Source organism: Phytoamicus setariae (genome assembly GCF_016722925.1).
In the GTDB taxonomy this organism is placed as follows: Bacteria; Pseudomonadota; Alphaproteobacteria; order Rhizobiales; family Rhizobiaceae; genus Rhizobium_E; species Rhizobium_E setariae.
This window is the reverse complement of sequence record NZ_JAEQNC010000002.1, coordinates 390,487-411,967: the sequence shown is the minus strand read 5'-3', so window position 1 is coordinate 411,967 and position 21,481 is coordinate 390,487. Positions and strand designations below refer to the sequence as shown.

The 21,481-nt window shown below is 59.0% G+C and carries 15 protein-coding genes and 2 pseudogenes; 9 read left to right on the top strand and 8 right to left on the bottom strand.

All coding sequences use genetic code 11. The features are described from left to right. The first annotated feature begins 78 nt into the window (after nucleotides 1–78). On the top strand, nucleotides 79–1,092 hold the full coding sequence (gene hemB / locus JJB09_RS04650; protein WP_201653799.1) for a porphobilinogen synthase: 1,014 nt from the start codon (nucleotides 79–81) through the stop codon (nucleotides 1,090–1,092). Here the strand turns inward: hemB and JJB09_RS04645 are convergent. Then, the gene (locus JJB09_RS04645; RefSeq protein ID WP_201653796.1) at nucleotides 1,050–3,191 is read right to left on the bottom strand and encodes a sensor histidine kinase; all 2,142 of its coding nucleotides are present in this window, start codon (nucleotides 3,189–3,191) and stop codon (nucleotides 1,050–1,052) included. The two genes, hemB and JJB09_RS04645, sit on opposite strands and share 43 nt — an antisense overlap. A 26-nt stretch (nucleotides 3,192–3,217) precedes the next feature. Here JJB09_RS04645 and JJB09_RS04640 point away from each other — a divergent pair, with 26 nt between their 5' ends. The 5 genes from JJB09_RS04640 to JJB09_RS04620 all read left to right on the top strand — a co-directional run bounded on the left by JJB09_RS04640 (nucleotide 3,218) and on the right by JJB09_RS04620 (nucleotide 9,490). Further along, complete coding sequence (locus tag JJB09_RS04640; protein ID WP_201653792.1) at nucleotides 3,218–3,913, top strand: response regulator; 696 nt, start codon at nucleotides 3,218–3,220, stop codon at nucleotides 3,911–3,913. Between the two features lie 614 nt (nucleotides 3,914–4,527). Next, nucleotides 4,528–7,128, top strand: a complete 2,601-nt coding sequence (locus JJB09_RS04635) for an Ig-like domain-containing protein (RefSeq protein ID WP_201653789.1) — start codon at nucleotides 4,528–4,530, stop codon at nucleotides 7,126–7,128. 139 nt (nucleotides 7,129–7,267) lie between these two features. After that, the gene (locus tag JJB09_RS04630) at nucleotides 7,268–7,738 is read left to right on the top strand and encodes an RDD family protein (RefSeq protein WP_201653786.1); all 471 of its coding nucleotides are present in this window, start codon (nucleotides 7,268–7,270) and stop codon (nucleotides 7,736–7,738) included. Nucleotides 7,739–7,829: 91 nt separating this feature from the next. Then, the gene (locus tag JJB09_RS04625) at nucleotides 7,830–8,600 is read left to right on the top strand and encodes an arginyltransferase (RefSeq protein WP_201653783.1); all 771 of its coding nucleotides are present in this window, start codon (nucleotides 7,830–7,832) and stop codon (nucleotides 8,598–8,600) included. A gap of 11 nt (nucleotides 8,601–8,611) precedes the next feature. Next, nucleotides 8,612–9,490, top strand: a complete 879-nt coding sequence (locus JJB09_RS04620) for a DMT family transporter (RefSeq protein ID WP_201653780.1) — start codon at nucleotides 8,612–8,614, stop codon at nucleotides 9,488–9,490. 45 nt (nucleotides 9,491–9,535) lie between these two features. Here JJB09_RS04620 and parC read toward each other — a convergent pair whose 3' ends face one another. Then, the gene (parC, locus tag JJB09_RS04615; RefSeq protein WP_201653777.1) at nucleotides 9,536–11,785 is read right to left on the bottom strand and encodes a DNA topoisomerase IV subunit A; all 2,250 of its coding nucleotides are present in this window, start codon (nucleotides 11,783–11,785) and stop codon (nucleotides 9,536–9,538) included. A gap of 218 nt (nucleotides 11,786–12,003) precedes the next feature. On the opposite strand from parC, the gene JJB09_RS04610 reads away from it, so the two are divergent. Beyond that, complete coding sequence (locus JJB09_RS04610; protein WP_201653774.1) at nucleotides 12,004–12,408, top strand: hypothetical protein; 405 nt, start codon at nucleotides 12,004–12,006, stop codon at nucleotides 12,406–12,408. 381 nt (nucleotides 12,409–12,789) lie between these two features. Continuing rightward, nucleotides 12,790–13,980, top strand: coding sequence for a YdgA family protein (locus tag JJB09_RS04605; RefSeq protein WP_201653771.1), 1,191 nt, complete (start codon nucleotides 12,790–12,792; stop codon nucleotides 13,978–13,980). A 119-nt stretch (nucleotides 13,981–14,099) separates the two neighbouring features. Here the strand turns inward: JJB09_RS04605 and JJB09_RS04600 are convergent, their stop codons facing one another. The 5 genes and pseudogenes from JJB09_RS04600 to JJB09_RS04580 all read right to left on the bottom strand — a co-directional run. After that, entirely contained in the window at nucleotides 14,100–16,040 is a 1,941-nt protein-coding gene (locus JJB09_RS04600; protein WP_201653768.1) for a methyl-accepting chemotaxis protein, read from the bottom strand. A 313-nt stretch (nucleotides 16,041–16,353) separates the two neighbouring features. After that, nucleotides 16,354–17,799 carry a cell envelope integrity protein CreD gene (gene creD, locus JJB09_RS04595; protein WP_201653765.1) on the bottom strand — a complete coding sequence of 482 codons (1,446 nt, stop codon included), beginning with the start codon at nucleotides 17,797–17,799 and terminating at the stop codon, nucleotides 16,354–16,356. Nucleotides 17,800–18,011: 212 nt separating this feature from the next. After that, nucleotides 18,012–18,497, bottom strand: coding sequence for an FUSC family protein (locus JJB09_RS04590; protein WP_246748571.1), 486 nt, complete (start codon nucleotides 18,495–18,497; stop codon nucleotides 18,012–18,014). Nucleotides 18,498–18,626: 129 nt separating this feature from the next. Next, a complete protein-coding gene (locus JJB09_RS04585) occupies nucleotides 18,627–19,109 on the bottom strand; it encodes an FUSC family protein (RefSeq protein ID WP_201653762.1) in 483 nt (160 codons plus the stop codon). 104 nt (nucleotides 19,110–19,213) lie between these two features. Further along, nucleotides 19,214–19,378: pseudogene (locus tag JJB09_RS04580) on the bottom strand (transcriptional regulator); the annotation flags it as partial. Here JJB09_RS04580 and JJB09_RS04575 point away from each other — a divergent pair. Next, nucleotides 19,379–19,546: pseudogene (locus JJB09_RS04575) on the top strand (SRPBCC domain-containing protein); the annotation flags it as partial. Nucleotides 19,547–19,613: 67 nt separating this feature from the next. Here the strand turns inward: JJB09_RS04575 and aspS are convergent. Beyond that, nucleotides 19,614–21,404 (bottom strand): aspartate--tRNA ligase, encoded by a 1,791-nt coding sequence (aspS, locus tag JJB09_RS04570; RefSeq protein WP_201653759.1) that lies wholly within the window; start codon nucleotides 21,402–21,404, stop codon nucleotides 19,614–19,616. Nucleotides 21,405–21,481: the final 77 nt, after the last annotated feature.

The following is a 21,481-nucleotide window of genomic DNA, read 5'->3' as shown; positions in this document are numbered from 1 at the left end:
ATCCCCGCGTCAATCTGGCTTTTTGCAATCGATATGCGAGCATGCTAACCAGCGAGCCGAAATTTCGGGGATATCACCATGACCGACAAGACCCATCTCGTTGACGAAATCACCGGCCACCGTCGCATGCGGCGCAACCGCAAGGCCGACTGGTCGAGGCGGCTGATCCAGGAAAACCACCTGACGGTCGATGACCTGATCTGGCCGATATTCCTCGTCGAGGGCACGGGCATCGTCGAACCGATCCCCGCCATGCCGGGTGTCAACCGCATGAGCATCGACAAGGCGGTGGAAGCGGCACGGGAAGCGGCCGATCTCGGCATTCCGGCGCTCGCCACCTTTCCGAATGTCGATCTGGCGCTGCGCGACGAGACAGGCTCGCAGGCGCTCGTTGCCAACAACCTCATCAACAAGGCGACTACGGCGATCAAGAAGGCGGGACTGAACATCGGCGTGATCACCGACGTGGCGCTCGATCCCTTCACAAGCCATGGCCATGACGGCATCCTGCGCGACGGCATCATCGTCAACGACGAAACGGTGGACGCGATCGCGCGCGCCGCCGTCATGCAGGCCGACGCCGGCGCCGATATCATCGCACCTTCCGACATGATGGATGGCCGTATCGGCGCGATCCGCCGGGCGCTCGACAGCGCCGGCCACCAGGACGTCGGCATCATGTCCTATGCGACAAAGTTTGCTTCCGCCCATTACGGGCCCTACCGCGAGGCAATCTCGACATCCGGCCTGCTCAAAGGCGACAAGAAAACCTATTATATCGATCCTGCCAATGGCACGGAAGCCATTCGCGACGCGGCCCTCGATGTCGAGGAAGGCGCTGATATGCTGATGGTCAAGCCCGGCTTGCCCTATCTCGACATCTGCTGGCGGATCAAGGAAGCCTTCGGCCTGCCTGTTTATGCCTATCAGGTGTCCGGCGAATACACGATGGTCAAGGCCGCTGCCGCCAATGGCTGGATCGACGGCGAGAGGGTGATGATGGAACAGCTTCTTTGCTTCAAGCGCGCCGGCTGCGACGGCATCCTCACCTATTTCGCCATGGACGTGGCGCGAAAGCTCGCGAAGGGTTGATTGCCGGGCGCGCGGCGCAAGGGAAGGACAATCGTTACTTCCGTGCCGCCTCCCGCCGCGCTTTCGAACCTGAGCATGCCATCGTGGCGTCTCACGATCGTTGCTATCATGTTCAATCCCAGCCCCATTCCCGACGTGTTGGCACTGTTCGAGGCCCTGAAGTACTTTTGGGTCAGCTTGTCCCGCTCATCGTCGGGAATGCCGATGCCGCGATCACGTACGCGGATTGCGACCCCCTCGCCTACCGGCTCGGCAGCGACATCGATACTTGCGCCGGCAGGAGAAAACTTGTCGGCATTTTCCACAAGGTTGGCGATCGCCAGGCCGATCATTGCCGGATCCAGCGCCATCGACACCCCTGACAGGGCCGGATCGATTGTCAACTCTATCTGTCGATCGACGTGAAGATCTGCCTCCCTGGAAACGACATCAGCCAGGAACGCCTCAATATTCACACTTTGCATATCGGCACTGACGGCGACGCCGTCCAACCGGCTGCGGTGAAGGTTCACATCGATCAGTTCGACCAGCCTGTCGATTGCCCGCCTGCACCGAAGCACACGCTCACGGTTGGCCAGATCGGCCGGGGCGAGAGTCCTGGCGATCGCGGCGACGCTGTTGGAGACAACCGATAGCGGTGTCTTGTACTGATGCGAGATCACGTCGATGAATCGAAGCTGCTCGCTCTGGATCTCGCGCTCGGCTTGGAGGGCCTGTTCCGCAATCTCCTTGGCGCTGGCAAGCTCCCTGGTACGCAGCTCCACAAGGCGGCTCGCCTCCTGTTCGGCGGTTCGGGCGGTTTCGAGTGCCAGTGCCTGGGCGGCCAGCCGCTCGTTTTCGGCGCGGCGTGCCCTTTGCGCCAGGGCGACCTGCATATGGAAGATAAAGACGATCATCGCCGCCTCGAAGGCATAATCCGACCACATGTTGAAACTGATATAGCCCAGCAGTCGGCCGATGGTCGTGATGGACCCAGCAAGGATCGCCAGCAGCGCAAAGCCAGCCATGGCGGCGCCCGGGACACCCCGCCGGGCCAGCCTGAAGTTTCCGATAATTCCGAGCAGAAAGTTGAGAACGCCGCTGACCAGCAACGGCCCGATGACCCATTGATAGTATCCGGCGCTTGCGGCGATGGCGGAGAGCGCAGCCAATGCGCCAAGCGCTATAAAACACTTGTGCAGCAGAGGAAAATTACGCCGGGCGTTCAGCAGGTCGCTGACGAACCAGGCCCCGACGATATGGCTGATGCATACCAGCACGCCCAAGGTGACATCGACACCAGCGCCACCACCCGGCAAAAATTCCGGAGGCAGGAAATTGTTGTTTCCGAGAAGTACGGCAGCCTGCACGAGCAGTGCAAGTCCATAGGAAAGGAAGGCGCGCTCCCTCAGGCTGAGCCAGAAGACGAGATTGGCGATCCCCATCAGCAGAAAGATGCCTTCGAACATTCCGAAGCGAATTGCCTGTACAACGGCACCGGTGATCATCGACGAGGGTGAACGCAAGCTGCCCCGAAGCGCCGTCGAACTCGACGTCTTGATCCGGATGAAGAACACGCTTTCGCCCGCAGGCACTACGACACTGGCAACGAAAGAGGGACTAAGCGCCGGGCGTCGGCCAATCTCGATGTGGTCGCCGAGAAGAATGCCTGACCGGTCCGGCACCCCTTCATTCGGCGCAGGCGCGAAAATTTCGACCTCGTCGAGAAACACCGGCCGCAGGTCCAGAAACATCGTGCGCGGCTGCGGCTCGTTATTTCGGACACGAAATCGAACCCATGCAGCGTCAGTGACGTAGCCAAGGGACAGGGTCCCATTCACTGGCTTAAAGCGCGCCATTCCTTCCGGCGAGGCGACGTCCCCGATGCCGAGCCTCGCCTCAGGGTCGAGGAAAAACTCGAGATGTCCGGCAAGTGGCACGCTTTCGAATTCAGCTCCGACAATGATCGCCTCGTTGCTCTCGTCGGCAAATGCCGCTGTGGGCACAACAGAGAACATTCCGGCTATGGCTGCGACAGCCAGCACTAGAATGCGCAGGAGCACAGGCGCTGTTGCACACATGCGGACACAGAGATAACTTGGCAACAGGCGCATGGGCATGCAGAGCGATTCTCGGGGAATTCACAGTGAACAAGGTCGTCATCGTCGAAGATGACATCGAATTGAGGGACAGCCTCGCTGATTACCTGATTGCCTGCGGGGAAGATGTGACCGGGGTTGGCAGCGCCATCGAGCTTTATCAGCTGATTGCGCAGAACACTTATGACGTCGCCCTCGTGGACGTCAACCTGCCCCACTACGACGGGCTGTCGATAACCAGCTACCTTGCCGAAAAGACCGACCTGGCGATCATTCTGATGACCGTTCAGGGCGGCATTGACGATCGCGTCCGGGGCTACAATTCAGGCGCCGATCTCTACATGGTCAAGCCCGTCAACTGCGAGGAGCTGGCAGCGGCGATCAATTCGCTTGCCAAGCGCCGTAAGCGCACCGCGCCCCCGGACAAGGTTGCTGCGACACAGGAATGGTGCGTCGACCGATTGCAATTCCGGCTCGCGCCCCCCGCCGGTGGCGTTGTTCCGCTGACCCGCAAGGAAATCCAGTTTCTGGAAATGCTCGCCGACAACCCCGGCAAAATCGTTGCCCGTAACCAGGTGATGAAAACCCTTGGCTACAACTCGGCCGATGCGGAAAGCCGTGCGCTGGATGCCGCAATCAGCCGCCTGCGCAGCAAGGTGTATGCCGAAAGCGGCACCCCCCTACCCGTCCAGACCATTCAGGGTTCGGGCTACGTGTTCTCAGGCTCCATCCGGCTCGCCTGAACCTGATCACCAGATCTCCCACACGCCAAACAAGCAAAAACAATCAATACAAACTAAACTTTGGTTACGTTGTTACATTTGTGTATTGATGTATTTTTTTTGAAGTTTATCCACAGTTAAAGCAAAAATTTACTTATGTACGCGTATACATTTATTTAAGATTTCCAAAGTTACTTTCAGCCAAAATCACGCTATTCATCCAGCGCGATCTGACCAATAGGCAATCACATCCAGGGGCCGCGGCCTGCTGGCCGGCTGACGCATCGAGGGAATTTTGAATGACAACGCACATTGGTGGCACCGAGACGGTCGTAAACGCCGTCGTCACCGGCAACCAAGGCTCACCGTACATATAGGCGAGCGGCCATGACACGGTCAGTGGCACCGGCAACTACAAGTAGCCCCCCCCCATGAATCATCGCTGCATGAATGTCTTTACCCACCTCGACGTCGCCAGTGACCTCACCCTGAAGGGTGTCGACCTTGGCGACCCGAACCAGGACCATTTCCTGTCCTGAACGACACACCGATCCACACAGCTTCGGCCGCGGCAAGCCGCTGCGGCCCACACCTGAAAACCGCCTCGTCACGGGCGGCAATAATGAGGCATACGCATGACGACTTCCTACACCCAAGGCTCGACGACACTGGTGAACTCCACCACAACCAGCGCGCAGCAGTATTCCAGCGTGGCCGCGTTTGCCGACGGCGGCTGGGTGGTGACCTGGCACTCCTACGGCCAGGATGGCGACCTGGCGGGCATCTACCAGCAGATGTATCATGCCGACGGAACCAAGAATGGCTTGGAATCCCAGGTCAATTCACACACCACTGGCAACCAATACAATCCCCAAGTCGTGACGCTCGCGGATGGCGGCTGGGTGGTAACCTGGACGTCTAACGGCCAGGACCTGGCAGGCACCGATGGGGGGATCTACCAGCAGCGCTACGATCTTGACGGCGACCCGGTTGGCGTCGAGACCCTCGTGAACACCACGACATCAGGCAATCAGTCCGGGCAAAAAGTCACGGCGCTCTCCGAGGGAGGCTGGATCGTCACCTGGCAATCGGGCTATAGCATCCACATGCAGCGCTTCGACGCCGCTGGCGATCCGAACGGAAACGAAGTCGCCGTCTACTCGAGTGCGCATAATTCCTATGAGCCCTCGATCACCGAACTGGCGGACGGCTTTGTCGTCACCTGGACCAGCTCGGGCCTCGACGGCAGCTACCAGGGCGTGTTCCAGCAGCGCTACGATTCGAACGGAACCGCAGTCGGACCCTATAGCCAGGTCAACACCACGGCCCTCAATGATCAGCTCGCATCCTCGGTTACGCCGCTCGATAATGGCGGATGGGTCGTAACCTGGTTCACCTGGGCGACCTCTCCGGGGGCCGCAAATAGCATCTGGCAACAGCAATTCAGCGCGAACGGCATCATGGTTGGCGGAGAAACGCTGGTCGGCTCTTCGGATGGCAATTCCGCGAATTCGGTCATCGGTCTGCCTGGTGGTGGCTGGGCCGTTGTTTGGAGCCGCTTTAGCATCCAACTGCAAATCTATGATGCGAATGGAGAAAAGGTCGGCTCACAAGTCAAGCTCAGCACAGATTCCCTCGATAATTCGCCGTCCCTTGCGGTGACCGATGATGGCGATCTTGTCGTCACCTGGCATTCTTTGGCTGCCGACGGCGACCAATGGGGCGTACAGCAGACGGTATTGTCGCCAGGCAATCTGCCCGAAGGCAGCGACAAGACGCTCACGCTGCAGGAAGATGGCTCGCACACCTTCTCACAGGCGGACTTCGGGTTCAGCGATGGTGATGGCGACACACTCGCTGCGATCACGATCACGGCGATCCCGGCCAATGGCGCGTTGAAGCTGAATGGCACCGTGGTCAAGGCGAACGACGTGATCGCCGCAGCCGATATCGGAAAATTGGTCTGGACGCCGGACGCCGATGCCTTTGGCAAAACGCTTGCCTCCTTCAAGTTCAAGGTGACCGACGACAAGGGCGAAACGTCAGTATCCGACTACAAGATTTCGTTCGATGTCAACGCGGTCAACGATACGCCTACCGCGAAGGGCAGCACGATCGACCTGGAAGAAGACGGTTCGCACACCTTCACCCAGTCCGACTTCGGTTTCAGCGACAAGGACAACGATCAGCTTGCGTCGATAACGATCACCGAAATGCCGGCAAACGGCACCTTGAAGCTCAACGGCCAATTGGTGAAGGCAAACGATGTGATCGCCGCCGCCGATATCGGAAAACTGGTCTGGACACCTGATGCCAATGCCTATGGTGACGCACTCGCATCCGTGACGTTTAAAGTGACCGACACCGGGGGCGCGACATCGGCATCCGACTACACTATCCTCTTCGACGTCGCCGGCATCAACGATGCGCCGTTGGCTGTGGATGATGCCGCAAGCCTGAAAGAGGGCGATCAAAGCATCATCGATGTGCTTTCCAATGACATCGACGTGGAGGGCGACAAGCTGTCCGTATCAGCCGCCAGCGTCACATCCGGCAACGGAACGGTTTCGGTCAACGAGGACGGCAAGCTTGTGGTTGCCTACACCGGCGCCAACCTCGCGGCCGGCGCAAAGGCTGACATCACCATCAGCTACACCTTGTCGGACGGCGCTGGCAGCGATGGCGGTGCACTGACCGTTACGGTCACCGGCGTCACCGAAGGTGGCTCCGACATTATCGGAACGGCAGGAAAGGACAGACTGAAGGGAACCAATGCCGGCGAGAAAATCATCGGCCTTGAGGACAATGACGTCATCGACGGTCGAGGTGGCGACGACATCATCCAGGCGGGTGAAGGCAACGATCGGATCGACGGCGGCAACGGCAATGACACGATCAGCGCGGGCTTCGGCAACGACACCGTCGAGGGTGGCGCGGGTAACGATATTCTCATGGGGCGCGGCGGCAATGACCGTCTCACGGGCGGACAGGGTGCCGATACCTTTGTCTTCCACAAGCAAAGTGGCAATGACACGATCACCGATTTTGCCACCGCCGGCAAAAACCACGACATCATCGACCTGCAGGATCTCGGCAGCATCAACACCTTCAAACAGTTGGTCGCCATCATGGATCAGGTTGGCAAAGACGTCGTGATCGACCTTGCCGGCGACAACGACATCACGTTGAAAAATGTCGATCTCGGCGACCTGACTAAGGACCACTTCCTGTTCTGAGGCGGCAAGCCATCCCCGACCAAACAGCCGGCGCAGCAATACGCCGGTTTTTTTGCGGCAATTCTTGCGCTCGCCGGTCGTCATACCCACATCTTTGGTCCTGACGGACTCTAGCATCACGCCGTGCCGGGAGATTTCTATGGCTGACGCCTTTCGCAACGAACGCAATTTCACCGCCGACCTTTTCGACGGCCTGTTGAGCCGCCGCGTCATTGCGTTCCTTATCGACTACACGATCGTGCTGTTGCTGATGTTCCCAGCCGCGGTGCTGCTGTTCGTCTTTTCGATCCTCACCCTGGGACTGGGCTTCTACCTCTACCCGGTGCTGTTCTTCCTAATGGCAGGCCTCTATTTCAGCCTGTCGCTGTCTTCTTCCGCGAGCGCCACGCCCGGCATGCGGGTGATGGACCTGATGATGACCACAGAAAGCGGCCAGGGGCCCGACTTTCTGACCGCCCTGCTCCATCTCGTAGTCTTCTGGATCCTGAATTCGGTGCTGACACCCTTCATCCTTCTGGTGGGCCTGTTCACGGACCGCAAGCGACTGCTGCACGACATCGCGCTCGGCACGACCACCGTCCGGACAAGCCGGTGGTACGAGATGAACTGAGGTAATGCCTCCGTTGAGGGAGTTGACCTTTTTCAATCTTTCGGCATGCTGGTACGATGCAGTCCGAAAGAGTTGAGATTCTCTCCGCAGAATGAACACGCAGGCACATCCATCTCCGCAGTTCTTCATGACCGCGCCAGCGACCTGCCCTTATCTGCCGGGTCAGGTCGAGCGGAAGGTATTTACGCATCTCGTCGGGCAGCGCGCGCCGGAAATGAACGACATCCTCACCCAGGGCGGATTTCGCCGGTCGCAAAACATTGCCTATCGCCCTGCCTGTGAAAGTTGCCGCGCCTGCGTGTCGGTGCGCATTCTCGTCGATCAGTTCCAGCCGACGGATTCGATGAAGCGCGTCCTGCGCAAGAACCATGATCTGGTCGCGAAGGAATATGCCGCCGAGCCATCGACCGAACAGTTCACGCTCTTCCGTAAATATCTCGACAGCCGCCACCAGACCGGCGGCATGTCCGACATGAGCGTCTTGGACTATGCGATGATGGTCGAGGATACCCATGTCAACACGCGGGTCATCGAATACCGTATCCGCGAGGAAGGCGATGGTGTGCAATTGCGCCCCGGCGGCCGGTTGATCGCAACGGCACTGACCGACATCATGTCCGACGGCCTGTCGATGGTCTATTCATTCTACGATCCAGACGAGGAGAGCCGGTCACTTGGCACCTGGATGATATTGGATCATGTCAACCGAGCGCGGGCCAGAGGGCTGCCGCATGTTTACCTGGGCTACTGGGTCGACGGCTCCCGCAAGATGACCTACAAGACCCGCTTTCGCCCACAAGAGCACCTGCTCTCCCAGGGCTGGACGCTGTTTGAGCCTCCAGCCGACCATCCCGATCCCTGACAAGAGTCATTATGCCGCCTTCATCGATGTCGCCCCATATGAAGGGCGTTCTCCTTACGTTTCTGGGCGGCCTTGCGCTTTCCTTCGATATACCGCTGGTAAGGCTCGCCGATGGCAACGTTTGGGCAATTCTTGCGACGCGCAGCATCTGCACCCTTCTGGTCGTCCTTGCGGCATGGATCATCCTGCGGCGAATCTACGGCAAGGCGCCGGTGCTTGTGCCGGGTTGGCCTGGTGTTATCGTCGCGGTGTTCTATGCGCTCGGCACCGTATTCTTCATGCTGTCGGTGTTCAACACGACGTCGGCCAATGTCGCCTTCATCCTCGCCTTCAACCCGATGTTCGGCGCTCTGTTGTCGTGGATCTTTCTCAGGGAGAGACCCCGGACCGCGACTTTCGTCGCCATGGGCGCCATGACGATCGGGGTTCTCATCATCGTCGGAAGCGGGCTCGAAAGCGGCCATCTGTTCGGCGACCTGATGGCCGCCATGTCGGCTTTCGTGACCGCTTGCGCGCTAACCTACAGCCGCGCTGCTGGTCGTGATTTTGGCTTTGCTCCACTGGTTGCAGCATTTATTCCTGCATCCATCGGCATTTTGGCTGCCGCTGGCACCGGCTTTTACATCGCCGATCCGTTCTGGATCATTTTCAACGGGCTGTTTGTAACGCCCTTCGCCTTCTGGGCGCTCGCGCTCGGACCGCGCTACCTCTCGGCGGCCGAAACCGGCATGTTCTACCTCCTGGAAACGGTGCTCGCGCCGGTATGGGTCTGGCTCGTGTTCTCCGAAAACCCGTCAACCGCGACGCTTGTCGGCGGTGCGATCATACTGATCGCCCTCGTCTGGCATTCGACACACACGATGCGGCGGGATAAAATCCCACTGCATTGAGCGACGCCCCCAAAGGCGTGCACTCAGTTTTGTGACGGCAGGCAGTTATCCGGCAAACTTGCCCGAACGCGGGAAACCCTTGGGCACCGTACGGCCGGCTGCGGCGCGATCGCCAAGCCACTCCGACAGTTCGTCCTTCGTGCGGTTGAAGTTGCGGCCAGCGCTATCGTCCCAGGAAAGACCATCATCCATCCTGAAGACTTTGATGTCTGCAACGCCGCCATCCTTGTAGCGCTGCAGGCGTACGCCCTTGCCGCGGCTCATCTCCGGCATCTGGGCAATCGGGAAGACAAGCATCTTGCGGTTCTCGCCGACGACAGCAACATGGTCGCCAATCGCATGCGTCACAAGCTTGGCCTCGTCGGGCATGGCCACATTGAGGATCTGCTTGCCCTTGCGGGTATTGGCGACCAGATCGGCCTCGGGGACAATGAACCCGTAACCGAGATGCGACGAGACCAGCAATTTGCGCTGGGCGTCAAAGACGAAGGCCGTCAGCACGTCCTGATCGTTTTCCATGTCGATCATGATGCGCAATGGCTCGCCATGGCCGCGCCCGCCTGGCAACTTGTCGGCGCCCAGAGTAAAGGCCTTGCCGCCAGTGGTAAACACGATGATCTTATCTGTCGTCTGGGCGTTGAAGGCGATCTTGAGGCTGTCGCCTTCCTTGAACTGCAGGCCGGAATGGTCCGAGATGTGGCCCTTGAGCGCGCGGATCCACCCCTTTTCTGAGACGACCACAGTGACCGGTTCCTTTTCGATCATCGCCTGCTCGATTGCTGCGCTGTCGGTCGAGGGCGCGTCGGCAAAATCCGTGCGGCGGCGGCCAAGCGGCGTCGCCTTGGCGAACTTCTTCTTCACCTCGCCAACTTCCCAGGCCACCGTCTGCCACTGTTTCTCATCGGATGCGAGCAACGCCTCGATGCCGGCCTTTTCGGCGGACAGCTGGTCGAACTCGGTGCGGATCTCGAATTCCTCGAGCTTGCGCAAGGACCGCAGCCGCATGTTGAGGATCGATTCCGCCTGAAGGTCGGTCAGGTTGAACCGCGCCATCATCGTCTGCTTCGGTTCATCCTCCTCGCGGATGATCCGGATGACCTCATCGATATTGAGATAGGCGACGAGATAGCCGCCCAGGATTTCCAGCCTGCGATCGATCTCCGCAAGGCGGTGACGCGAACGGCGGACCAGCACTTCGCGGCGATGGGCCAGCCACTCGACCAGCACCTCCTTCAGCGACATGACCTTGGGCACTTTGCCCATGGACAGCACGTTCATGTTCAGAGAGACGCGGCTTTCGAGCTCGGTGAGCCGAAACAGCGACTCCATCAGCAGGTTTGCATCGACTGTCCGGTTCTTGGGGATCAGTACGATGCGCACATCTTCGGCGGATTCGTCCCTGATATCCTCGAGCAGCGGCAGCCTGCGGGCAATGAGCAACTCGGCAATCTTCTCGATCAACCGCGACTTCTGCACCTGATAGGGAATTTCGGTGACGATGATCTGGTAGCCGCCGCGACCGAGATCTTCCAGATTCCATTTGGCGCGAACGCGGAAGCCGCCGCGGCCCGTTGCATAGGCATCGAGGATGCTTGCCCGGCTCTCGATGATCGTGCCGCCCGTCGGGAAGTCAGGCCCCTGAACAAACTCGACCAGATTTTCGACCGTCGCATCGGGATGCTTGATCAGGTGCAGTGCCGCATCGCAGATTTCGTGGACGTTGTGCGGCGGAATATTTGTCGCCATGCCGACCGCGATACCCGACGAACCATTGGCAAGCAGATTGGGAAACGCGCCCGGCAGCACGATCGGCTCACGGTCTTCCTCGTTGTATGTGGGGCGAAAATCGACGGCGTCCTCGTCGATGCCCTCCAGTATCAGCGCCGCGACCTCGGTCATGCGGGCTTCGGTATAACGCATGGCGGCGGGGTTATCGCCGTCAATATTGCCGAAATTGCCTTGTCCGTCGACAATCGGATAGCGGATGGCAAATTCCTGGGACAGGCGCACAAGCGCGTCATAAATCGACTGGTCGCCATGCGGGTGGAACTTACCCATCACGTCGCCGACGATGCGGGCGCATTTCTTATAGGCACTGTTGGGACGGATACCCATCTCGCTCATCGCATGCACGATGCGGCGATGCACCGGCTTCAGCCCGTCGCGCACATCCGGCAGGGCTCGATGCATGATCGTCGACAGCGCGTAGGCCAGGTAACGCTCCTCGAGCGCTATCCTCAGATCCACCGGCTGAATATGGTCCCCGCCACCCGGCGGCAATTCGCTTTTTCCCATGATTGATGCTCTAGCCGAACAAGGCGCAACCGGCAAGGATTCCAGTCAATCAGCCTGTGGACAGCGATTCGCTGGTGGCGCAAATATTAGACCGAAAAACATTTCAATCTTTAGATTGCAAAGACTATCTTTCTGATTGCAACAAAAATAATCTTCCATTACTGGGGAAACTCTGAAACTCGGCATATCGCCAAAGTATCCAATTTGAATGGCCTCGCATGACTTTCCGCCCTATCTTTGCTTTGACAGTTCTTGCTTCCACCCTTTTCGCCGTCCCCGCATCCGCAGAAGACAGGGTCGTGCCCGCCGGCAAGACTTCTCCGATTCTGTTTTCGGTGGTCTATGACCCGCAGACTTGCCATTCCGGCTCGAAACCCAAGCCACGCATTTCCATCGAACCCGAGCACGGTTCGCTGGACTTCAAGTGGATCTCGCACAAGATCGAGGACGGAATGTACAACTGTAACGGCAAGATGACCAAGGGCATGCTGGTCACTTACCGCCCCGACAAGGGGTTCCGGGGCAAGGATGTCGTAAAATTTTCGCTGATCGGCTCGGGCGTCCATCCCGGAGCAGGCTACGCCCTGAGCAGCAGCTACAACTACGACATCAGCGTCAAGTGACGGCGTCGCTCCACTATCCCGCTTAAATCCAAGAGTCCTCAAGATGAGTCACATCCTCGCGGCTGAAATTTTCGCTTCCGGCTCCGGCGTGCATCCCGGCGCAACGCTCAGTCTCGGCCGCGGCTTCCGCTACGACCTGACGATCAAGTAAGGGCTTGACCGGCTCAGATGACGAAGTGGGGCCGCCTCCTTCCGGGGCGGCCTTTCTTTATTGCGACCAGTCCACACAATTCGCTCGCGGAGAAACCAGCTAAATTACCTCAGCTCAAAAAAGTCTGTTTTCCGGTAGATATCGTCACGACTGAGAATATAACAGTCGCATCATCCGTAGATAGCACTGGATAAGTCATCCAGATTTCGTCTAGTGAAAGGGACAATTCGATGAAACTAAACCGCTCGATCAGCCTGATGCTCGCCAGCACGGCCTTCATCTCGATCGCCAATGCGGCCTTTGCGCTGGACGGCAACGATGTCCTCGCCAAGCTCAACGCGCTTTCGTCACCTAACGGCACCAGCTTCGCCGCTCAGGGCAGCGAAGTGGACGGCACCACCGTCAAGCTGAGCGGCGTCACGGTAACCATGTCGAGCATCGACAACAAGCAGTTGCCGATCGGCGACGTAACACTTACGGGCGTGACCGAGGAAGACGGCGGCTATGAAATCGAGAAGGCTTCCTTCTCCGACCTGAACGTCGTCGAAAACGGCTCTGGCATTCATGCAAAGGACATTTTCATCGAGGGCATCAGCCTGCCTGCCCAACCGGAACCTGGCACAATCTCCTCCCTGATGCTGGCTCAATCCTTCCATGTCGGCGAAACGAAGATAACGTCCGACAACAAGGAAGTGGCGAGCATCGGCGCGTTCACCGCCGACTACAAGATGGCCGATGACGAAAGCAAGCTCGACATGGAAGCTGCCGTGTCCGACATCAAAATCGACACCAGCGCAACGCCGGACCCGAAGGCGAAAGAAGCGATCGAAGCCCTGGGCCTCGCAAACCTCAATGGTGCGCTCACCATGAAGGGCACTTGGACACTTGCCGACGGCAAGATGGATGTCACCGAATACGCCCTGGATTTCGAGAATCTCGGACGATTGGATGTCAACTTCTCGATTTCAGGCTACACGCTCGAATTCGTCAAGAGCCTGCAGGAAGCCATGAAGGCTGCCAACGACAATCCCGACAAGGCAGCTGGCCAGCAGGCCATGAGCATGGCGATGATGGGGCTGATGCAGCAGCTTTCCTACAACGGCGCTTCCATTCGCTATGACGACGCCGGCATCGCCCCGAAGGTGCTGGATTATGCCGGCAAGCAGCAGGGCGTTGATGGCAAGCAGTTTGCCCAGTCGATCAAGGGGATGCTGCCGCTTCTGCTCGCTCAGCTGAACATGCCCGAGTTGCAGAACCAGATCGTAGAGGCTGCCAATGCATTCCTCGATGATCCCAAGAGCATCGAAGTGACGGCCGAGCCGGCGCAGCCGATGCCCTTCCCGCAGATCATGGGCACGGCGATGGGCAACCCGGCCGATCTGGCAAAAACACTCAACGTTCAGATTACCGCGAACGACTAACCGCGTTTTACAGCTCGAGCTATTCAAACCCGGGAGGTCCGCCTCCCGGGTTTTTCTTTGTGCAAATGAAAAGGGCCGCGCTTTGCACGGCCCTTTTCTGATTGCACCGAATGCGCGGATCAGAACTCTTCCCAGGACTGGTCTTGCACCGCAGCGGCGGACGCCCGGCCGCCGAAAGCATTGGCAAGCCGGCTGCTGAGCGCGCGAGCCGGAGACGGCGCGGGTCGGGAAACGTCCGTCGCGACCCTGACGACCGCTGCGGACCTGGCTTCGCCACCAAGCTTGAACTGCGAGAGCAATTGATTGAGGCTCGACGCTTCCCTTGCGAGGCTGTGGCTTGCCGCCGTCGACTGCTCGACCATCGCCGCGTTCTGCTGCGTGCCCTGGTCCATGGTGTTGACTGCCGTGTTGATTTCCTGAAGGCCGACAGACTGTTCCCTGGCCGATTCCACGATCGCGTTGACGTGCTGGTTGATTTCCTGGACCTCGTTGACGATCAGTTCGAGTGCGGTTCCAGTCTCGCCGACGAGTTCCACGCCGGCTTTGACCTGCTGGCCGGACGTGTTGATCAGCGCCTTGATTTCCTTGGCTGCATTCGCTGAACGCTGGGCGAGTTCCCTCACCTCCTGGGCCACGACGGCAAAGCCCTTGCCTGCGTCACCGGCGCGTGCCGCCTCGACACCCGCATTGAGGGCAAGCAGATTGGTCTGGAAGGCGATTTCGTCGATGACGCCGATGATGTTGCCGATCTCGCCAGATGACTTTTCGATCCCCTGCATGGCCTGCACCGCGCGGCGAACCACTTCGCCCGATTTTTCCGCACCGGCCTTGGCACGTGCCACCAGCGCACCCGCTTCTTCGGCGCGACGCGTGGAGTCCTTGACCGTCGTGGTGATCTGTTCAAGGGCTGCCGCGGTTTCCTCGACCGAGGCCGCCTGCTGTTCGGTTCGCTTGGACATGTCGTCGGCTGCCGAGCGGATCTCGTTGGAACCTGCATCGATGCCACGGGCATTGTCGCCGACGGCCCGCAAGGCGATGTTCAACTTCTCGAGTGAATTGTTGAAGTCATTGCGAAGGTTGTCGAGCCGGGCTACGAACGGCGTATTGATGCGATAGGCCACGTCGCCATCGGCAAGGCGTCCAAGGCCGGTCGCAAGGGCATCTACTGCCAATTTGGACTCTGCGGCTTCGCGAGCCTTTTGCTCTTCACGCTCCAGACGCTCCTTTTCGCTCAGGGAACGGTTTGCTTCCGCCTGCCGCTCCATGGCGACCTTGGCGACAGCATTGTCCTTGAAAACTGCAACGGCCTTGGCCATGTCGCCGAGCTCGTCGCGTCGACCGAGGCCGGCGATTTCCGCATCCGTCTCGCCGGCTGCCAGCGTCGCCATCCGTTCGCGCAGGCCAGCAATGGGCGTAGTGATGCCACGGCTGGTAACGAAGAGGGCTGCGGCGATGGCCAGGGCGAAGACTGCACCGAGGCCCAGCAACGAATAGAGGATGGTGGAGGCGGTCTGGGCGGACAGCTCCTGGCTGCGCGCCTTCACATGCGCGAGATAATCGGTCAGCCATGTGCGGATATCTTCTTCCAGGGGGGCGATCAACCGGTCTGCCTTGGTCATGGAGGATTGCGCCTCGACATCGCTGCCGACCGAGGCAAGGTCGATGACCCTGTCGCTGATCTTGATGATATCCAGCGCGCGTTTGCGGAAGGCGTCTACGGCTTCGCCATGTTCAGGCACGAGCGTCTTGACCAACGTCAGGCGCTCGTCAACTTGCTTCGTGTTTCTCCGGTACTGCTCGATGATGCCCGCGTAGAAATCCTCCGAGGCGTCGTAAACGATCGCCTGGTAGGCGCGGTAGCCCATCGCCTGGATGTTCCTGTTGACGCGCAGCATTTCGACGCTCGCCACTTCATCGGTCGTGATGAAATCCAAATATACTGCGTCGGCCTGTTTGTATTGCGTGGAGATGATCGCCGCGCCGCCAATGCCGACAAGGCAGATGGGCAGGATGAGGGACAGGATCTTTGTCCTGATGCTGGCGTTCTGGAGAAATGACATGAATATTCCCTTTGAGTGCAGGAATACTATCGGCATGCATGGTGGTCTTGGCGAAAACGTCGCGGGAAATCGTCCGAGCGAGATCCCGCACGAAACTCGGGCGGATGGAGCATGAATGCTGGATAATATCCCTTGCCAAACTGATTTGGTAAGCAATGACAGTCTGAAATTGCCATCATGCAAAAAGCCGTGCCCTGTCTACCGAGACGTAGCTCGAAACAGTTTCCGTTCTATTAAAAATCGAATGTTTTGAATGCGCTAATGATCCCGATAACTCATATCCCGGGCGGCGTTAACCGCCCGGGAATTGCATTCACCGCGATTGCTTGGCTCCCGACCAGTCAATGTTGCGGGTGAAATACATCGTAACGGCGATCGTTACGAAAGAGATGATCGCCCCGGCGAGCAGAGCATATTCGTCCTCGCGCAGGATGAGATACATCACCGCATAAGTCAGCCCCAGCACCGCGGCCAGAGAAAGCCCGCTTTTCCGGCTTGCGGTTACCGACCCGACATAAGTTGCGATCAGCAACGTCGTGGCGATGGCAGCGATGCTGTAGGCGCTCGCAAAGCCGACATGTTCCGAAAGTGCCAGAAGCAGGATGTAGAAGATGATCAGCGCCAGCCCGGTCAACACATACTGAACCCAGTGGACCATGCGCCCGCTTTTCAGCTCGATGATGAAAACCGCAAAGAACATCAACGAGATAAAGCCAATCGAATATTTCAGAGTACGCGAAACGATCTGGTAGAATTTGACCGGCTCCACCAGATTGACCGACATCAGATTGCCGGCTAGCGGCATTGCCTGCCCCCACGACACCTTGTCGATGCCGCGCGCCAGATAGGGTATGGTCCATCCCGCCTTGAAGCCCTTCGCGTCGATGGTCTTGCTTTCGGGAAGATAGAGACCTTCAAAGCCCGGATCGGGCCAGTTTGCGGCGACCTCGAGCCTGGTGGTCTGGCCCGCGGGCGCCACCGACAAGCGTCCCGAGCCATTGAGCGACAGCTCCATATCAAAGGCAAAGCCCTTTTCGATCATCGCTCTGGTGACCGGCCTGTTGATGCCGGTCTCCGAACGCTGGGGATCGCCGTACTGGTATGAGCTGAAACTGGGCCTGGACGACACGATGCCCTTCATGCCCGGTTCGAAGGCCTGTGCCACGTCATCGTCGAAACGGATCTCGGCGTCGGAGCGAATACCCGTGATATCGCCGATGTTCATGACCAGAAAAGCATTGTCCAGATCGGGCGTACCTTCCAGCCGGGCAAGGTTATCCTTCATCGATGCGGCAAACGCACCCCTGATGGACAATTTTGCATTATAGACCGGCAGCGAATAGATCGACAGCTTGCGCGCTTCGGTGACAAGCGTCGTGTCGATGTTCAGCTCTTCCGGCATCAACAGCATCCATTCGGTCTCTCGTTGCCAGGTCACGCTGCCGTTCTGATTGGTATGACTGCGATTGACACTGATCGGTACGGCCAGATACGGCCCATTGACGACCTGCTCACCACCCCAGCCGGCGGCGATCTTCTGGGAGACTTCGGTGGCGCGCTGGCTGCGCTCCTCCACCATCGCCCAGACGAGCAGCGTGGGTACCAGGAGCATTACCGAAATAATGCCGACGATGATGAACTTGACGCCCGGCAGGCGCATGAACGCGGCAAATGAGCCCGGCCGTCCTTGCTCCCGCTGGTTGGTGAAATCGGGTGGCGGCAAATCCGCTTCCCGGTCTGCTTCGTCCTGTGTGGTCATGAATTTCCCCTGTCATATCAAAGCGGGTAACCCGCATCGCGGAGGTTGCAGGGGGATTGCGGCTCAATCACCGCTGAATTTCGACGGGACATGGGCGGAATCCTGACAAATTCGGGGATTTCAGGAGATCATAAGGCAGCCGTAGCCATGCTAGCCGGGAACCCGCACCCAATCATGCGCGATGTTGCACCGGAAGGCTCGGAGCATTGACGTCAATCTTGCAAGTCGAAGCGGGAACGAAAGAAGATAATGGCAAATGACATGCCTATCGCCACTCCGATCACGAGGTCGAGAAAACGGCTGAGACCCGCGTTCTCGGGCCCAAGCAAGATGACCAGCAAGGCGGACGCGCCTGCCTGGATAGATACCGTCGAAGCCATGTTGAAGGCCGAAGCAATCAACATGGAGACAAAGGCCGCAATCGCAAATCGGAGTTCGCCGAGGTCGTAGGGAATACGAAATATCAGCCCGCCGCAAAGAATGCCGATCGAAACGCCGGCAAGCAGATTGATGCTCTGGCGAAAATGATTGAGCACGCCCGGTGCGAGACAAATGATGGCGCTGATCGCCGCAAAAATCGGCTGATTGTGGCCGAGCAGAAGATTGGCCAGCCAATAGGCAAGCCCGGCAGCAATTGCCGAGGCCAGCACACGCGTAAAAGCGGCCTTCATATGCGCGATGGCTTCGAACAACCACATCAGCCAGCACCCTCCCGAAGAACACTCGGCCATCCTGGTCGAAATCGCAGACCACGACAATGTCGGCCGACCAGCGGAATGCCAATGCAAGATTCCGTGCAGTCGCTGGAGAATACCTGCGACGGAACCTCAGTCACTGATCTTCAGCCGGCTTCGGAAAAACACGACGGCGATCGTCAGGCCAACCACGATGCCGATAATGACGTCGAGAAAACGCGGCACCCCTGCGGTCTGCGGCCCCATCAGGATAACGAGCAAGGCGGAAACACCCGCCTGTATGGGCACGACAGGAAGCGGACTGAGCGCGGAGCCGAGGAACATTGCGACAAACACCGCAATGGCTATGCGCAGTTCACCAATTTCCTGCGGAATGAGGAACACAAGTTCGCCCATGACGATGCCGATCGTGACACCGATCAGCAAATTAACGCTCTGGCGGAAATGATTGAGGATGCCGGGCGCCAGGCAAATGATGGCTGTAATCGCGGCGAAGATCGGCCGCGGCTGGCCGAGCAGCGCGCGCGCCAGCCAGTACGCCAGAGCGGCGGCGACCGCGGAGGCGACAACACGCGTGAAAGCCGCCTTCAGCCGCGCTGCAGCCTCGGACCACATCAAACCCCACTCCTCGAAAAGCATATGCTTTTGTTTAGCCGGGATCTCGCGTGTGAGCAATGCCGGCCCCCATTGGCTCTGCTGATGGCTTCCGAGTACGACGTTCACAATTCATCGCGCAGGGCGGCGAGAACGTTCATGGCATGACCGGCATATTGACTGATCCAGCGGTCGTGAAGCTCCTGGATCGGAAGCGCGTTGAGATGGTTCCAACGCTCGCGGCCCTCTCGGGTCACGATCACCAGCCCGGCACTCTCGAGTACCGGTAGCGAGAAAACGATCGCGGCCCGACGAGCTCTTACATGAACTGCGAGGGCTGGTCGCAGATGCTGGCCTGCATGAAGGCCTATGTCGAATACGGCATCAATCTCCGGCTCGGATACTATCCGCGCGAGCTCAGGGGTGAAGTCGCCTCGGAGCAGAACATCGAGATGTGAGCAGGCCACAGCGCAAACGAAAATCCCGGCGATTGCGCCGGGATTTCAATTTCGTCATGCCAAAGGCTCAGTCTTTCTTGACCGGCGGAATGACCCGCAGCGACAGTTCCATCAACTGCTTGGGCATGGCCGGAGCCGGTGCGTTCATCAACAGGTCCTGCGCCTGCTGGTTCATCGGGAACAGCGTGATCTCGCGCAGGTTCTTGGCGCCGACCAGCAGCATCACCACGCGGTCGATACCGAATGCGCAGCCGCCATGCGGAGGCGCGCCGTACTGGAATGCCCGGTACATGCCGCCGAAGCGCTCTTCCACATCCGACTGGCTGAGGCCGACAAGTTCGAATGCCTTGACCATCAGTTCCGGCGACTGGTTACGGATCGAGCCCGAGGCGATTTCGAAACCGTTGCAAACCGCGTCGTACTGGTAGGCTTTGAGCGTCAGCGGATCCTGGGTCTCAAGCGCCTCGAGGCCACCCTGCGGCATCGAGAACGGATTGTGGGCGAAATCGACCTTCTTTTCTTCCTCGCTCCATTCGTAGAACGGGAAGTCGATGATCCAGCAAAGCTCGAAACGGTCACGGTCGACCAGGTTGAGATCCTCACCAGCCTTGGTGCGTGCCTCGCCCGCGAACTTGTAAAATTTCGACGGCTCGCCGGCAACGAAGAAGCAGGCATCGCCCGCTTCGAGCCCGAGCTGGGTGCGAACCGCATCCGTGCGCTCTTCGCCGATGTTCTTGGCAAGCGGACCGGAGCCGGCCGTCTTGCCGTCCTCGTCCTTCCAGAAGATGTAGCCCAGGCCCGGCTGGCCAAGGCTCTGCGCCCAGGCATTCATGCGGTCGCAGAAGGCGCGCGAACCGCCAGTCTTGGCCGGAATCGCCCAGACTTCGACCTTCGGGTTGGACGCGATCATGCCCGCGAAAACCTTAAATCCCGAACCGGCGAAGTGTTCGGTGACGTTTTCCATGACGATCGGGTTGCGCAGATCCGGCTTGTCGGAACCATACTTGCGGATCGCTTCGTCGTAGGGAATGCGTGGCCATTGCTTGGTGACCGGCTTGCCGTCTGCAAACTGCTCGAACACGCCGGTCATCACCGGTTCCATGGTGTTCCAGACATCTTCCTGGGTCACGAAGCTCATCTCGAGATCGAGCTGGTAGAATTCGCCCGGCAGACGGTCGGCGCGCGGGTCTTCGTCACGGAAGCACGGCGCGATCTGGAAATAGCGGTCGAAACCAGCCACCATCAGCAGCTGCTTGTACTGCTGCGGCGCCTGCGGCAGGGCGAAAAACTGGCCGGGATGGATACGGCTCGGCACGAGGAAGTCGCGCGCGCCTTCCGGTGAAGAGGCAGTCAGGATCGGGGTCGAATATTCCGCGAAACCCACATCGTTCATGCGGTTGCGCATGGAAGAGATGATCTGGGTGCGCTTGACGATGTTCTTGTGCAAGGTTTCGCGACGCAGGTCGAGGAAGCGGTACTTCAGGCGCACGTCTTCCGGATAGTCCGGCTCGCCGAATACCGGCAGTGGCAGTTCCTTGGCGGCGGACAGCACTTCGATTTCCTGTGCGTAAAGCTCGATCTCGCCGGTCGCCATATGCTTGTTGATGGTGTCTTCCGAACGCGCCTTGACCACGCCATCGATGCGGATCACCCATTCGCCGCGCACTTTCTCGGCCGTCTTGAAAGCCGGAGAATCCGGATCGGCCACGACCTGCGTCATGCCATAATGGTCACGCAGATCGATGAAAAGCAGGCCGCCGTGATCGCGAACGCGATGGACCCAGCCAGAGAGGCGGACGGTGGAGCCGACGTCGGCGGTTCGGAGGGCGGCGCAAGTGTGGCTGCGATAGCGGTGCATGGTTTTGTCCTGCAATCTTTATCTTGAAGCCGGGCAAAATGAGAGATTCCCGACCAATTCAAATCCGGCGGGACAAG

Bases quoted from the DNA above. Each gene is read 5' to 3' on its own strand.
- JJB09_RS04620 (WP_201653780.1), top strand. From the start codon at position 8,612: ATGCCGCCTTCATCGATGTCGCCCCATATGAAGGGCGTTCTCCTTACG.
- JJB09_RS04610 (WP_201653774.1), top strand. From the start codon at position 12,004: ATGACTTTCCGCCCTATCTTTGCTTTGACAGTTCTTGCTTCCACCCTT.
- JJB09_RS04590 (WP_246748571.1), bottom strand. From the start codon at position 18,497: ATGTGGTTGTTCGAAGCCATCGCGCATATGAAGGCCGCTTTTACGCGT.
- JJB09_RS04605 (WP_201653771.1), top strand. From the start codon at position 12,790: ATGAAACTAAACCGCTCGATCAGCCTGATGCTCGCCAGCACGGCCTTC.
- JJB09_RS04635 (WP_201653789.1), top strand. From the start codon at position 4,528: ATGACGACTTCCTACACCCAAGGCTCGACGACACTGGTGAACTCCACC.
- JJB09_RS04630 (WP_201653786.1), top strand. From the start codon at position 7,268: ATGGCTGACGCCTTTCGCAACGAACGCAATTTCACCGCCGACCTTTTC.
- JJB09_RS04625 (WP_201653783.1), top strand. From the start codon at position 7,830: ATGAACACGCAGGCACATCCATCTCCGCAGTTCTTCATGACCGCGCCA.
- parC (WP_201653777.1), bottom strand. From the start codon at position 11,785: ATGGGAAAAAGCGAATTGCCGCCGGGTGGCGGGGACCATATTCAGCCG.
- creD (WP_201653765.1), bottom strand. From the start codon at position 17,799: ATGACCACACAGGACGAAGCAGACCGGGAAGCGGATTTGCCGCCACCC.
- aspS (WP_201653759.1), bottom strand. From the start codon at position 21,404: ATGCACCGCTATCGCAGCCACACTTGCGCCGCCCTCCGAACCGCCGAC.
- JJB09_RS04645 (WP_201653796.1), bottom strand. From the start codon at position 3,191: ATGCCCATGCGCCTGTTGCCAAGTTATCTCTGTGTCCGCATGTGTGCA.
- JJB09_RS04600 (WP_201653768.1), bottom strand. From the start codon at position 16,040: ATGTCATTTCTCCAGAACGCCAGCATCAGGACAAAGATCCTGTCCCTC.
- hemB (WP_201653799.1), top strand. From the start codon at position 79: ATGACCGACAAGACCCATCTCGTTGACGAAATCACCGGCCACCGTCGC.
- JJB09_RS04585 (WP_201653762.1), bottom strand. From the start codon at position 19,109: ATGTGGTCCGAGGCTGCAGCGCGGCTGAAGGCGGCTTTCACGCGTGTT.